The organism is Streptomyces sp. NPDC004539 (assembly GCF_040610055.1).
In the GTDB taxonomy this organism is placed as follows: domain Bacteria; phylum Actinomycetota; class Actinomycetes; order Streptomycetales; family Streptomycetaceae; genus Streptomyces.
Genome location: NZ_JBEXLS010000017.1, coordinates 121,359 through 135,365 on the forward strand (window position 1 = coordinate 121,359; position 14,007 = coordinate 135,365).

Consider the following 14,007-nt stretch of genomic DNA (forward strand, 5'->3'; position numbering starts at 1 on the left):
AGTTGACCGAACACCACGATCCGCACGTCACCAGCAACGCCGAAGCCCTGGGAGGCTGACGCTCGTGGAGTCCCAGATCATCGTGAGTCTGGCATCTACAGGAGTCGCGGGGTTGGCGGTCGTCGCGAGCCTGGCGACGACGCTGCTCTCCCTGCGCGCACAGCGGGAGAACACGCGCTACACGCTCGACGCCCAAGAGCGGCTGTCGGCCGCGCAAGAGCGCGCGCTTCACCAGCGATCACACGCGCAGGACCTACGCGACAAGCGAGCCGAACCGTATCTCGCCCTGATCAAATGGGCCGACCGGCTGCTCGAAGGGCTCGACGAACTGGACGAAGTCACCAAGCCGTACTTGTCGGTCGAGGAATGGAACATCGATCCTCACATCGACAGCCTTCTCGACCTCTACGCCTCCGACGTCATCCACGTCCGGTACGCGGCCCTCCGCGGCAAGCTCATCGGGCTCGTCGCCACCGACGGTCCACGGCTTCCGCAGCTGGTGACCTGGGCGGAGTCGGAAGGCGAGATCGACGACGTGAGTATCGAAACCGGGTCGCCATGGAGCACCTGGCCGGCGCGAGCGGAAGCCCGTGCCCAGCTGATGGACGATGCCATAGATCTCATCGCGCAGGTCCGAGCCGAGTTGCAGGGGAGAACGAGTCGCGGATACTTCATCATCTGGCGGTTGTCCTGACAGGCCGAGAGCCAGATGGATCGCGGACAGACACGAGTGGCGTGTGCCGAACACAGCCGCCTGATGCCGCCGGCCGGAACCGGCTCCGTCCTCGGTCACTTTCCCTCGGGTGATGAAGTGAACCGGTGGGAGCGGGAGTTCCGGCCCACCACCATGGTGTCGGTTCGGCTGGTTCCCCCGCTCTGGATGATTCCCTCGTTCAGGATGACGGTCTGCTGGGACTTGAACTCGGAGATGTCCATGCCCTTCTCGTCGAGGAACTTGATGACCTCGGCGAGGACGTGACGCTCGACCGCTTTCAGCTGCCGGTCGCAGTCGATCTTCTGGAAGTGGCTCCTGTACAAGCCTTCACCGATCACCTTTCGCACGTTGGGGCCGATGGAGAAATCAACTCCCGAACTGGAATCCGCCTGCTTCTCCAACCTCTTCCGGTCCCACCGGTGGGCCAGATCCGATGCCTTCCTACCGACGATCAGAGCGGGAGCCATGACGATGCGAACAGGTGTCATGAGGAGTGCCGTTCCCCACAGTCGGGCGTCACTCGAAGGCTTCCTCTCCATCCTGTCGAGGACGCGGTACCTCTCCGCGACAGGAGGCATGATCACTCGCTGGCAGTCGATGTAGAGAGTCCTGTGCGCAGTGGCGAGATGGAGAAAGGTGCTGGTGACCAGCTCGCCGCCCCAGGACACGACGTGAACGCCGAGATAGTGGCGTGCCGCTGGATGGGGGCTGTCGACGAGATCCCGCATGTCGTCGACACGCCGCACAGGACGGACGCATCTCCTGGACACCCGCCTGGAATGTTCCACGTCCCAGAGCCAGTGGAGGCCCCGAGCGGAGTTCCCGTTCACGAAGACCCGGTCCTCGACGAGAACCGCCTCGTCCGGGGACCTCCTGCCCGGAAGCTCCTCCAGGCTTCGCTTGAGGTGGCGCGAGAGACCCCACGCGGTGAACTCCTGGAACGGCTTGGCCGGACCCAGGAGTGACGCTTCCTGTGGACGCATCGGCACCACCAAGGACCACCCGGAGACCTTGTGCCCGTATTCACGAAACGGTTCGAAACCGTCGTGGATCGACACGTTGTCGAGTGGGCAGGAAGCTCCACTGAACTGATTCGACGAAATGAGATCCAGACGGGCCTTCAGCTTGCCCGGTTCGGCCCTCTTCTCACGTTTCCAACTCCCTCCCGGCCTCGACATCTCGGCCAGGATCTTCCTGACCTCCCGTGAATCACGGAGAACGATCGGAAGGCAGCAGGCGATCAACACCAACACGATCACCACCGCTCCGGCGATCATTCCCTGACTGCCCGCCAGAATGGCCGACGGTATCAGCACACCGTCCGCGATCAGAAGTCGCTTGTCTCGGTCGGTGTGCAGCCTCCTCGCATCGAGGGTGTGCAGAAGAACCTGTTCAAGATCGGTCCCCGGTGCCGAGGAGAGTTGACGGATGTCCTCCTGGAACAACCGGTCCCGGAACACCTCGGCCATGAATTCGTTGGCGTAGGGAACCGCACAGGCATGACGCGTCGCCCTGGTCCGCTCGAATTCCAACATTTCCATGCCGGGCTCATCCTGCTCAGACATCAACCCTCGCACAAAAACCGAAGACGTTTCCCGGACCAGGGGACCGTAAGTCGATCCGCGCACCACCAGACGGCTCAGAAGCGAATCTGGCCGACATTACTCCGTTTCGACAGCGGAAACTCCCTTGCCGACCGAGCGCCACGCCTTTATGACCACCTCGGCCCCCGCTCCTCGGCCCCCGCTCCTCAGCGCACCACCTCCCCCACCCCCCTCCACCCCTCCAGCACCGCCCGGTCCGGCATGCCCTCCCAGTCGCCGGGGACCGTGCACAGCAGTGCGCCGGCGAGGGCCGCCGTGTCGAGGCGTCGTTTCGGTTCCGCTCCGGCGACCAGTTCGCTGAGGTAAGCGCCGACGAACGCGTCTCCGGCGCCCACGGAGTCGACCACTTCCACGGGGACGGCGGGCCGGCGGTGGACGACTCCGTCGACCGAGGCCAACGCGCCCTGGGCGCCGAGTTTGATGACGACGGTGGAGGGGCCCAGCTCGCCCAGTTTCAGGGCGAGTTCTTCCGGTGTCCCCTCCCCCACGACGAGCGCGGCCTCGTCGTCCCCGGCGAAGACCAGGTCCGCTCGGGCGACCAGTTCTCGGAGCACCGGTGCGGCCTGTTCGGGAGGCCACAGCGCGGAGCGGTAGTTGAGGTCGACGGAGACCGTCACCCCGTGCGCCCGAGCCGTGTCAACCGCGTACGACACGGCCGCCGCCGCACGTCCGCTCAGCGCCGGGGTGATTCCCGTGACGTGCAACAGCCTTGCCCCGGCGACGAGTTCGGGATCGATGTCGTCCGGCTCCAGCCGGGACCCCGCCGATCCGGAGCGGTAGTACCAGACCTTGACCGCTCCCCCGGGCAGCCGTTCCTTGAGCATCAGCCCCGTCGCCGCCCCGGTATCGCGGACGGCCCGGACGTCGATGCCCTCGGCTGTCAGTTCGCGAACGACGCGGTCGCCGAGGGAGTCCGCGCCGACGCGACCGATCCAGGTCACGTCGGTGCCGAGGCGGGCCAGGGCGACGGAGACGTTGCTCTCGGCGCCGCCGATGCCGAGGGCCATGTGGGGGACGTGCCGGAGGTGACCGACGGTGGTGGCGGCCAGCAGCCCCATGGTCTCGCCGAGGGTGACGACACGTCCGCCGACACCTTCTCCGCCCTCGGCGGTACCGCCCCGCCGACCCATACCGGCGCCGCCCCCGACAGTCCCGCTCCTCCCGCGCACACCTTCTCCCCGCCTCACGCCCGCGCCCCCTCGACCGCCTCCAGCGCCCGCCTCGCCCGCCCAGCGAGCGCCCGCAGGTCGCCCCCGGCCAGCGCGTCCCCGACGAGGGGACCCCCGAGCCCGACCGCGATCGCCCCGGCCCTGATCCAGGTGCCGACGTCCTCGACGGCGATCCCGCCGGTGGGCAGCACCGGAATCTCCGGATAGGGCCCGTGGAAGGCCGCGAGATGAGCGGGGCCGACCGTGGAGGCGGGGAAGAGTTTCACCGCCGAGGCACCCGCCTCCCAGGCCAAGGCGAGTTCGGTGGGGGTGAGTCCGCCCGGATAGACGGGAGTCGCCGCCTCCCGAGCCGCCGCGACGACACCGGGATGGAAGCCTGGCGAGACGACGAAGACGGCTCCGGCGTCCAGGCTCCGGCGGGCCTCCTCGGCGGAGCGCACGCTCCCCATCCCGAGATCGACCTCGTCGCCGAGGGAGCCGCGCAGGGACTCCATCGCCTCCAGCGCCCCCGGCGTGGTCAGCGTCAGTTCGAGGCAGAGCACGCCCGCCTCGGCGAGGGTCTCGGCCACCGGGGCGAGACGGCGCGGTGAGCCGGCGCGCAGTACGGCCACCACCGCCGTACGCCGCAGTGTCTCGCCGGGCGGGGTCCGGTCGGGTGCGAGGGTCGTCACGGGGTGCTCTTTCCGTCGGGGGCCGGCGCGGTGGCGTCGTCGGGGCGGGTGAGGTCACGGTCGCGGGTCTCCGGGGCCAGGAAGGACGCGGCGAGGCTGATGACCGTCATCAGGGTCATGTACGCGGCGACGGGTATCCAGGAGCCGGAGAACGCGGTGAGGAGGGAGGCGCAGATCAGCGGGGCGACGCCGCCGCCGAGCACGGAGGAGAACTCCCGGCCCAGGGTGACGCCGGCGTACCGGTAGCGGCTGCCGAAGAGTTCGGGGAAGTAGCTCATCTGGACCCCGACCGCGCCCTGTCCGGCGAGGACGAACCCGATGATCATCGTGACGGTGATGGCGACGGGCGAGCCGGTGTCGAGGGCGACGAAGGACGGTCCGGGGAGCAGGACGAGGGCGGTGAGGATGGACACGTACACCGGTTTGCGCCCCACCCGGTCGGACAGCGCGCCGAACCCGATCGCTGCGAGACCGCCGCACGCGGCGCCGATCATCAGGACCTTGGGCACGAGCGAGGCGTCGACGCCGACCGTGGTGACCAGGTAGGAGGCCATGAAGACCTGGTACGTGTACGACTGGGAGCTGATCCCGACGTTCATGAACAGCACGAGCAGCATGGGCTTCCTGCCGTGCCGGAAGACTTCCTTGACCGGCGACTTCGGCTTCTCCTGGCGGCGCTTGAGATCCTCGAAGACGGGGCTCTCGACGAGCTTGCGCCGGATGACGACGGCCGCGACGGTCACCAGCAGGCTGCTGGCGAACACCAGCCGCCAGCCCCAGCTCATCAGTTGGTCGTCCGGCAGGCTCTGGGCGAGTATCCAGGCGGCGGCGCCCATCACGGTGCCGAGCGCGGCGCCGGTCATGACCAGTGAGGCGAACCGGCCGCGCCGTCCGACGGCGGCCGTCTCCGTGAGCAGGGTGGCCCCGCCGGACTGTTCGGCGCCGGCGCCGAAGCCCTGGAAGAACCGGCACAGGACCAGCAGCGCCGGGGCGAGGACGCCGACCTGGGAGTAGGTCGGCAGGAGTCCGATGGCGAAGGTGGAGACGCCCATCAGGAACAGGGTGGTGATGAGAATCCACTTGCGGCCGAGGCGGTCGCCGAAGCGGGAGAAGAACAGTCCGCCGAGGGGGCGGGCCGCGAAGCCGACGGCGTAGGCGGCGAAGCTGGCGAGGAGGGCGACCGCCGGGGAGACGTCGGGGAAGAAGAGGTCGCCGAAGACGAGTGCGGACGCGGTGCCGTAGATGACGAAGTCGTACTGTTCGAGGGCGGTGCCGACGAGCCCCGCCCAGGCCGCGCGGCGGATCGCGCGGGGGTCGGCGGGGGTGGGGTCGGCGGGAGCGGGTGGGGTGGTGTCGTTCGTGAGTGATCCGGTGGGAGTGTCCATCAGCCATGCCTCCTTGAATGGGATGGGCCCTCTGCACGGTGGGGGACGTGGAGGTGGGGAGATGCCGGAGCCGGCGGGAAAGCGGCATGAGGGAGCGCTGAGCGGCGCTGTGGAGAAAGAAGAGTGAGGGAGCGGACGGGCGGCTGCTACGCGGCCGTGCGTGCCTCGGCCGCTGCCGCCGCCGCTCCGTGCCGGGTGATCACGTCGACGAAGTCGGCGACGCGTTCGGTGAAGGCGGGGTGTTCGCGCAGCCCGTCCCCGAGGAGTCCCTCGTCGAGGACGGCGGCCACGAAGTCCCGTGTGGACGTGGCGCGTTCGGCGTGCTCGCGCAGCCCCGCTCGCGCCGGGTCGGACATGTCGGCGGCGTGCGGTCCGGCGTCGAGGCCGGGCGGCGGCGCCATGCAGCACAGGTAGGCCGCGACCGTGAGGGCGAGATGGTGCGGGAGCCGCCCTCGGCTCAGGTGGTGGAGTGCCGGTTCGGGCACCCGCTGGCGGAGTTTGACGGAGCCGTCCGAGCCGACCTGTCGTGTGCGGTGGCCCAGGGCGGAGTTGGCCCAGCGGTCGAAGAGCTGGGCGACGTACGCGTCGGGGTCGATGTCGTCGGGCACGGTCAGTGTGGGGAGGTAGTCGTCGTGCAGGACGCTGTGGGCGGCGTCGGCGACGAAGGGGCGGGCGATCGCCTCGGGGACGGTGGCCTGTCCGTCGAGGGCGCCGAGGTAGGCGATGAGGGAGTGGGTGCCGTTGAGCAGGCGCAGCTTGAGGAGTTCGTAGGGCTCGACGTCGTCGGTGAAGAGCGCTCCGGCGTGTTCCCAGGCGGGCCGGCCGGCGGTGAACCTGTCTTCGAGGACCCACATGGTGAAGGGTTCGGCGGGTACGGCGGCGTCGTCGCGCAGTCCGAGGCGGTCGGCGACGACGTCCCGGTAGGCGTCGGTGGTGGCCGGGACGATCCGGTCGACCATGGTGTTGGGGAACGTGGCCGAGTGGTTCAGCCACTCAGCCAGTTCACCACTCTCGGCGGCCGGCAGCGCCGCCGCGAACTCCCGGACCAGCCGCCCCGTCTGGTCCCCGTTCCCGGACAGGTTGTCGCAGCTCAGCACGGTCACCGGCGGGGCGCCCCCGCGCAGCCGGCGTTGCAGCCCCCGCACCAGCCGCCCCACGACACTGCGCGGCGCCCCCTCCCCCCGCAGATCGGCGCGGACGTCCGGATGGTCGAGGTCGAGCCGTCCGGTGCGCGGCGAGAAGGTGTACCCGTGCTCGGTGACGGTCAGCGACACGACCCGCGTCCCCGGCGCCGCGATCGCCTCCACCACGGCCTCCGGCCGCCGCGCGGCGACCAGCGCGCCGGTGTGCACGCCGGGCACGACGATCCGCGCCGCGCCGGGCTCGATCTCCACCACCGAGTATCGGAAGTCCTGCTCCCGCATCGCCTCCGCGACCCGCGCCGAACTGTTGGCGACCCCGAGAATCCCCCAGGGCCCGTCGGCCGCCTCCAGCGCGGCGGCGGTGTACACGGCCTGGTGCGCGCGGTGGAAGTTGCCGAGCCCGAGGTGGACGATCCCGGTCTCCAGTCCGGTCCGCCGGTGCAGCAGCGACCGTCCGGGTGTACTGCGCGCGTCGAGGCGGGGCAGAGTGGGCGCAGTCATGCTCACCAGTCCGTCATCGAGCCGTCGCGCCGTCGCGCCACGGGCAGGTAGGCGGGCTCGTAGGGGAAGCGCGCGGCGAGTTCCTCGTCCACCTCGACGCCCAGGCCGGGCGCGTCGCCGGGGTGGAGATGGCCGTCCGCGTAGCTCCAGTCGTGCCGGAACACCTCGTGGACGAGGGGGTCGTACCCCATGTACTCCTGGATGGCGAAGTTGGGGGTGGCGAGCCCCACGTGCAGGGAGGCGGCGAGGGCGACCGGGGAGACGTCGGAGGGTCCGTGCGGGCCGAGCTTGACCTGCCAGACGTCGGCGAGCGCGGCGATCCTGCGCAGGTGGCTGATGCCTCCGGCGTGGGTGACGCAGGTGCGGACGTAGTCGATGAGCTGCTCGGTGACGAGGGTCTGGCACTCCCAGACGGTGTTGAAGACCTCGCCGATCGCGAGCGGTGTCGTGGTGTGCCGGCGGACGTGCCGCAGGACCTCCTGGTTCTCGGCCGGGGTGACGTCCTCCAGCCAGAACAGGTCGACGTCTTCGAGCGCCTTCCCCAGCCGGGCGGCCTCGTTGGGGGTGAGGCGGTGGTGGGAGTCGTGCAGGAGGTGCAGTCCGGGGCCGGTGTGGTCGCGGACGGCGGCGAGGACGCCGGGGGCGTGGCGCAGGTAGGCGGCGGTGTCCCAGGTCTCCTGGGCGGGGGCGGCGCCCCGGCCGGCGGGTTCGTAGCCGGCGGCGCCGGAGGTCACGCCGTACACGGTGTCCAGGCCGGGGACGCCCATCTGGGCGCGGATCGCGAGGAATCCGTCAGCGCGGCGGGCGTCGACGGAGTCGAGGAGCTGGTGGGTGTCCCAGCCGGTGGCGTGCGTGTAGGTGAGGACGCGGTCGCGGACGGGGCCGCCGAGGAGCTGGTGGACGGGCTGGCCGGTGGTCTTGCCCTTGATGTCCCACAGGGCGAGGTCGACGGCGCCGACGGACGTCATGGTGACCGGTCCGCGCCGCCAGTAGGCGCCCCGGTAGAGGTACTGCCAGGTGTCCTCGATCCGGGCCGGGTCGCGGCCTATGAGGAGGGGTGCGACGTGTTCGCGGAGGTAGGCGGCGACGGCGAGTTCGCGGCCGTTGAGGGTGGCGTCGCCCCAGCCGGTCAGGCCCTGCGCGGTGGTGATCTTCAGGGTGACGAAGTTGCGTCCCGGGCTGGTGACCAGGACGTCGGCGGCGACGATCGAGTCCGGTTTGCTCATCGGGCCACCGCCACGACGTCGCTGAGGTCCTGGCCCGCCGCGAGGCGTCGGACGTTCACGGCGATGTCCTGGGTGCGGCGGGTGAAGGTCTGCCGGGCGAGGCCCGAGGAGTGCGGGGTCATCAGGGTGTTCGGGAGTTCGTGGAAGGGGTGCCTGCTGGGGCGGCCGTGTCCGCCGGGGTCCGGGTAGTCGTACCAGACGTCGAGGGCGGCGCCGCCGATGGCGCCGTCGCGCAGGGCGTCGTAGAGGGCGTCCTCGTCGACGACCCGGCCCCGGCCCACGTTGACCAGGATCGCCGTGTCCTTCATGCGTGCCAGCTCCTTCGCCGCGATGAGTGAGGTGGTGCCGGGGGTGAGCGGGACGGAGACGACGACCACGTCCGAGGTGTCGAGGAGGGCGTCCAGGTCGGCCATGCCGCCGCTCCGGTCGAGGTGTTCGGTGACGGCGTCGGCCTGGCCGCGCCGGGTGACGGCGACTCCCCGGGTGCCGAAGGGACGCAGGAGCTGCCAGGTCCTCGCGCCGATGTGGCCGAAGCCGACGAACCCGACGGTGGCCTCGCCGAGGAGGCCGGGGTAGGACGGCGCCTCCCACTCGCCCCGCCGCAGCGCCGCGTCCTGGCGGATGAGGCCGCGCCTCAGCAGGATCGTCGCGGCGACGACGTACTCGGCGATCGCGTCCTCGTGGTGGAAGGTGTTGGCGACGAGCGTGCCCGGCGGGAGCGCGGTGACGTCGATGCCGTCGGTGCCCGCGCCCGCCGCGTGGACGAGCCGCAGTTTGCTGCCCGCCCGTGCGAGGGCGGCCGGGCAGGTCCCGGAGACGAGGACGTCGGCGTCCGTCAGGGCGTCGGCCGTCTCCTCGGGCTCGGGCCAGCGCACGGTGGTGCCGGGCGGCATCGCGGCCTCGAACTCCTCGCGCAGCCGCCGCAGATGGGGATCGGCGACGACGACCGTGAGCCCTCTCACGCGCCCTCCCGGGTCGCGGTGCGGGCGAGGTCGGGCTGGGCGGTGGAGGAGCGGACGACGAGCTGGGTGGGCAGCCGCAGGGTGCGCGGCCGGTGGTGTTCGTCGGCGACGGCCTTGGCGAGCAGCTCCAGGCTGAGGGAGCCGGCGCGGGCCATGGGGACGGCGATGGTGGTGAGCGCGGGGTGGGCGGTGGCCGCGAGGGGCATGTCGTCGATGCCGACGACGCTGAGGTCCTCCGGGACCCGGACGCCGAGCTGGCGGGCGCCCGCGATGACGCCGAGGGCGACCAGGTCGTTGTGGGCGATGACGGCGGTGGCGCCGGAGGCGATGACGCCCGCCGCCGCCGCGATGCCGCCGGCGACGGTCTCGGACTGCCAGCCGAGGACCTCCAGGCGCAGCCCCGCCTGTTCGGCCTGGGCGCGGGCCGCGTCGACGCGGTGGCTGTTGGACCAGGAGTGCTGGGAGCCCTGGACGTAGGCGAGGTGGCGGTGGCCGAGGGCGGCGAGGTACTCGGCGGCCTGCCGGAGTCCGTCGCTCGCGTCGGCCAGGACGCAGTCGGCGGTGGTGCTCTCGCGGTTGACGAGGACGACCGGGGTGTCCCCGCACAGGGCCAGGACGTCCTGGGAGTCGAGGCGGGGCGAGCAGACGACGAGTCCGGCCGATCTGGCGGCGAGGTGTGTGATGACCTCCCGCTCGCGGTCCGGGTCGAAGTCGGTGTCCGCGAGGACGATCGTCTGCCGGTGGTGCCAGCCCTGGGTCTGGGCCGCCTTGACGAAGGTCCCGAAGACCGGGTTCGCGATGTCCGGGACGACGACGGCGACGGTCGCGGAGTCCTGGGGTGCCTCGGCGGGGCGCGGCGGCGTCGGCTCGTAGCCGAGTTCCTCGGCCGCTTGCAGGACCTTGCGCAAGGTTTCCGGGCCCAGGCGCTGGGGGTCGCTGAACGCGCGGGAGGCTGTGGAGAGCGCGACATCCGCGCGTTTCGCCACATCGGTCAGGGTCGGGGCCACGCTGCCACTCCGTTTCCGTCGGGGGCGCTCGCCGGGCGCCACCGGGGTTCACCGGTGACGCCCGATCGGCGTACCGCCATCGTCGGCAAGGTTGCGCAAGCTTGTCAATGGTTGTGCAACGTCGATCGCCGGGTCACTCTCCGGCAAGTCCGCACCGCGAATACCTAGCGATATTCAGTGTTCGAGTTTATGGTTTCGGCACCGCCGCACGTCCTTCCTCATGGAGCCGCCCCCGTGTCCGTCCCCGTCCGCCTGCGCGTCGAGCATCTCGACACCCCTCTCGGCCTCCACCTCCCCCGCCCCCGCCTCTCCTGGACGCTCCCCGCCGGCAGCCGCGTCCAGCTCGCCCACCGCGTCCGCACCGGCACCTGGGACTCCGGGCGCGTCGAGTCGGACCGCTCGGTCCTCGTCCCGTTCGAGGGCCCCGCCACCCGGTCCGGCGAACGCGTCGAGTGGCAGGTCAAAGTCTGGACGGACGCGGGCGAGAGCGGCTGGTCGGCGCCTTCCTGGTGGGAGGCGGGGCTGCTGGACCCGGCCGACTGGACCGCCCGCTGGATCGAACCGTCGGAATCCGCGCCGGGCGAACCGGGCGGACGTCCGGCCCACCTGCTGCGCCGCACGTTCACCGTCCCCGCACCGGTGGCCCGCGCCCGCCTGTACGCCACCGCGCACGGCGTCTACGAGGCGTACCTCAACGGCCGGCGGGTCGGCGACCTCGAACTCACCCCCGGCTACACCGCCTACCGGACGCACCTCCACGTCCAGACCTACGACGTCACCGAGTTCCTCACCGAGGGCGAGGCCGTCCTCGGCGCGGTGCTGTCGGACGGCTGGTTCCGGGGCCGGACCGGCGCGATGCGGATGGCCGACGGCTTCGGCCCGCGTACGGCGTTCCTCGCGCAGGTGCGGATCGAGCACACCGACGGCTCGGTGAGCGTCGTGGGCACCGACGGCGGGTGGCGCTCGGCGACGGCGGAGATCACGGCGGCCGATCTGATGGACGGCGAACGCCACGACCTGCGGCGGGCCCTGCCCGGCTGGTCGGCGCCCGGATTCGACACGGCCGGCTGGGCGAAGGCCGAGGAGGCGGACGGCGCGCTGTACGCCGACCTCGCCCGGCTGACCGCCTCCCCCGCCCCGCCGATGCGCGTCGTCGAGGAGATCGCGCCGGTGTCGGTCGCTCCCCTGCCCTCCGGCGCCCACCTGGTCGACCTCGGCCAGAACGTCAACGGCCGCCTCCGGCTGGCGCTGCCCGTCCAGGAGGGCGAGCTGACGCTGACCCACGGGGAGGCCCTCGACGCCGACGGGGACCTGACCACGGAACACCTGCGCGGCGTCGACTTCTTCACCGGCGGCCTGCTGGACGCGGGCCAGGTCGACACGGTCCGCCCGGCCGGCCGCGCGGGCGAGGTGTTCGAACCCCGGCACACCTCCCACGGCTTCCGGTACGTCCGGGTCGAGGGCGCCGCCGGCCCCCTGTCGACGGCCGACGCGACCGGCGCGGTCGTCCACACCGACCTGCGCCGCACCGGCACGTTCAGCTGCTCCGACGAGCGTCTCGACCGGCTCCACGACATCGCCGTCCGATCCTTCCGGGGCAACGCCTGCGACATCCCGACGGACTGCCCCCAGCGGGAGCGCGCCGGCTGGACGGGCGACTGGATGCTCTACGTCCCGACCGCCGCGTTCCTGTACGACGTGGCCGGCTTCTCCGTGAAGTGGCTGCGCGACCTCGCCGCCGACCAGTGGGACGACGGCTGCCTGAACAACTTCGCCCCCGACCCCGGCGGGAGCGCGGCCCAGCATCTCGACGCCGGCCTCCTGGACCGGTTCGCGGGCTCCTCGGGCTGGGGTGACGCCTGTGTCGTCGTCCCGTGGGAGCTGTACCGCGTGTACGGGGACCTCGGTGTGCTGGAGGAGTTCCGGCCCATGATGGTCCGCTGGGTCGAGTTCGCCGCCGGGCGCGCCCGCAGCCGCCGGCATCCCACACGCGTCGAGCGCCGCCCCGAACCCGCCCCGCACGAGCGGTACCTGTGGGACGGCGGCTTCCACTGGGGCGAGTGGTGCGAGCCCGGCGCCGACCAGGACGCCTTCCGCACGGCCGACCAGGGCGCGGTCGCCACGGCGTACCTGTACCGCTCCGCCTCCCTGCTGGCCCGGATCAGCGAACTGACCGGCCACCTCGAAGACACCGTCCGCTACGCGGAGTTGGCCGCGCGGGTCCTGGACGCCTGGCGCACCGAGTTCCTCGCGGCGGACGGCTCACTCTCCCCGGCGGCCCCCGCCACGCAGGCCACCTACGTCCGCGCGCTGGCCTTCGGACTCGTCCCGGAGCCGCTGCGCGCCGCGACCGCCGCCCGTCTGGTGGACCTGGTCCGCGCGGCGGACACCCATATCGGCACCGGCTTCCTCGCCACCCCGTACCTGCTGCCCGTCCTGGCCGACCACGGCCACCTCGACGTCGCCTACGAACTGCTGCTGCGCGACGGCGAACCGTCCTGGATGACCATGCTGGAGCGCGGCGCCACCACGATCTGGGAGGAGTGGAACGGCATCGACGCGCAGGGCCGCCCGCACGCCTCCCTGAACCACTACAGCAAGGGCGCCGTCATCAGCTTCCTGCACACCCACACGGCCGGCCTGCGCGCCCCCGAGGACCCCGCCCCGGACAGCGCCGGCCACCGCCGCTTCTCCGTACGGCCCCGGCCCGGCGGGCGTCTCACCCGGGCCGAGGCGTCGCTGGACACCCCGTACGGCACGGCACGTTCCGCCTGGCGGATCACCCCGGACGGGGTCTTCGAGCTGACCGTGACCGTGCCGCCGGGCACGGAGGCGGACGTCGTCCTGCCCGACGGCCGCATCTTCCGCGCCCGCCCCGGGACCCACGTCTACCGCTGACCGCTCACGCGGGGAACGACGACCTCGCCAGTGCCCCGAAGTCCATGACGTGGGCGGTGCCGTTGACGCCCCGGGCCAGGTCGGAGGCGAGGAAGCAGACGGCGGCGGCGATGTCCTCCGGCTGGTGGACGGGGAAGGGCAGGCCCGTGAAGCCGGTCTCGGCGAGGCCGAGGTCGGTGCGGGACATGGGGGTGTCGACGATGCTGGGGGCGACGCAGTTGACGCGGACGCCCTGGGGTTCGAGGTCGGTGGCGAGGGCTTTGGCCAGCATCAGGACACCGCCCTTGGAGGCGCAGTAGGCGACCATGCCGGGCGCCGCCACGAACGCCGAGTCGGAGGCGACGAAGACGATCGAGCCGCCGTCGGGCATGGCGGCGGAGGCGTGCTTGGCCAGGAGGAACTGGCCGGTGAGGTTGACCTCGACGGTGCGGGAGAACTCCTCGCGGGTGATGTCGGCCGCCGCCTTGCCCATCGGCCCGGAGATTCCCGCGCAGCCGACGGCGATGTCGAGCGGGCCGCCGAGGCGGACGGCCGCCGCCACCGCGTCCTCGTCGGTGACGTCCCCGGTGTGCCAGCGGACGCCGGGCGGCAGGTCGGCGGGCGGCGCGGCCCGGTCGAGGACGGTGACGGTGACGCCTTCGGCGGTGAGGGCGTCGACGGTGGCGCGGCCGATGCCGCTGGCGCCTCCGGTGACCAGGGCGGCGCGTCCGGTGAGTCGTAGGTCCAT

General features: G+C 71.7%; 11 protein-coding genes. 2 read left to right on the plus strand and 9 right to left on the minus strand.

Features of this window, described 5'->3' with window-relative positions:
- Window positions 1–64: 64 nt before the first annotated feature.
- Complete coding sequence (locus tag ABZX85_RS30905) at window positions 65–694, plus strand: hypothetical protein (RefSeq protein WP_355875637.1); 630 nt, start codon at window positions 65–67, stop codon at window positions 692–694.
- Between the two features lie 95 nt (window positions 695–789).
- Here the strand turns inward: ABZX85_RS30905 and ABZX85_RS30910 are convergent, their stop codons facing one another.
- The 8 genes from ABZX85_RS30910 to ABZX85_RS30945 all read right to left on the minus strand — a co-directional run bounded on the left by ABZX85_RS30910 (window position 790) and on the right by ABZX85_RS30945 (window position 10,382).
- Window positions 790–2,256 carry a hypothetical protein gene (locus tag ABZX85_RS30910; RefSeq protein WP_355875639.1) on the minus strand — a complete coding sequence of 489 codons (1,467 nt, stop codon included), beginning with the start codon at window positions 2,254–2,256 and terminating at the stop codon, window positions 790–792.
- Between the two features lie 209 nt (window positions 2,257–2,465).
- Complete coding sequence (locus tag ABZX85_RS30915) at window positions 2,466–3,488, minus strand: sugar kinase (RefSeq protein ID WP_355875642.1); 1,023 nt, start codon at window positions 3,486–3,488, stop codon at window positions 2,466–2,468.
- 14 nt (window positions 3,489–3,502) lie between these two features.
- A complete protein-coding gene (locus ABZX85_RS30920; RefSeq protein ID WP_355875644.1) occupies window positions 3,503–4,159 on the minus strand; it encodes a bifunctional 4-hydroxy-2-oxoglutarate aldolase/2-dehydro-3-deoxy-phosphogluconate aldolase in 657 nt (218 codons plus the stop codon).
- The gene (locus tag ABZX85_RS30925) at window positions 4,156–5,544 is read right to left on the minus strand and encodes an MFS transporter (protein WP_355875647.1); all 1,389 of its coding nucleotides are present in this window, start codon (window positions 5,542–5,544) and stop codon (window positions 4,156–4,158) included. Before ABZX85_RS30925 ends, ABZX85_RS30920 begins: the two co-directional genes overlap by 4 nt.
- A 146-nt stretch (window positions 5,545–5,690) precedes the next feature.
- Window positions 5,691–7,187: a mannitol dehydrogenase family protein gene (locus ABZX85_RS30930; protein ID WP_355875650.1), complete on the minus strand. Its 1,497-nt coding sequence runs from the start codon at window positions 7,185–7,187 to the stop codon at window positions 5,691–5,693.
- A gap of 2 nt (window positions 7,188–7,189) precedes the next feature.
- Window positions 7,190–8,413, minus strand: a complete 1,224-nt coding sequence (manD, locus tag ABZX85_RS30935) for a D-mannonate dehydratase ManD (protein ID WP_355875653.1) — start codon at window positions 8,411–8,413, stop codon at window positions 7,190–7,192.
- Window positions 8,410–9,375 (minus strand): 2-hydroxyacid dehydrogenase, encoded by a 966-nt coding sequence (locus ABZX85_RS30940; protein ID WP_355875656.1) that lies wholly within the window; start codon window positions 9,373–9,375, stop codon window positions 8,410–8,412. The genes manD and ABZX85_RS30940 overlap by 4 nt, the downstream gene beginning before the upstream one ends.
- A complete protein-coding gene (locus ABZX85_RS30945) occupies window positions 9,372–10,382 on the minus strand; it encodes a LacI family DNA-binding transcriptional regulator (RefSeq protein ID WP_355875658.1) in 1,011 nt (336 codons plus the stop codon). Before ABZX85_RS30945 ends, ABZX85_RS30940 begins: the two co-directional genes overlap by 4 nt.
- 234 nt (window positions 10,383–10,616) lie before the next feature.
- Between ABZX85_RS30945 and ABZX85_RS30950 the strand changes: the two genes are divergently transcribed.
- Window positions 10,617–13,280 carry a family 78 glycoside hydrolase catalytic domain gene (locus ABZX85_RS30950; RefSeq protein WP_355875661.1) on the plus strand — a complete coding sequence of 888 codons (2,664 nt, stop codon included), beginning with the start codon at window positions 10,617–10,619 and terminating at the stop codon, window positions 13,278–13,280.
- Window positions 13,281–13,284: 4 nt separating this feature from the next.
- Here the strand turns inward: ABZX85_RS30950 and ABZX85_RS30955 are convergent, their stop codons facing one another.
- Window positions 13,285–14,007, minus strand: a complete 723-nt coding sequence (locus ABZX85_RS30955) for an SDR family oxidoreductase (RefSeq protein WP_355875664.1) — start codon at window positions 14,005–14,007, stop codon at window positions 13,285–13,287.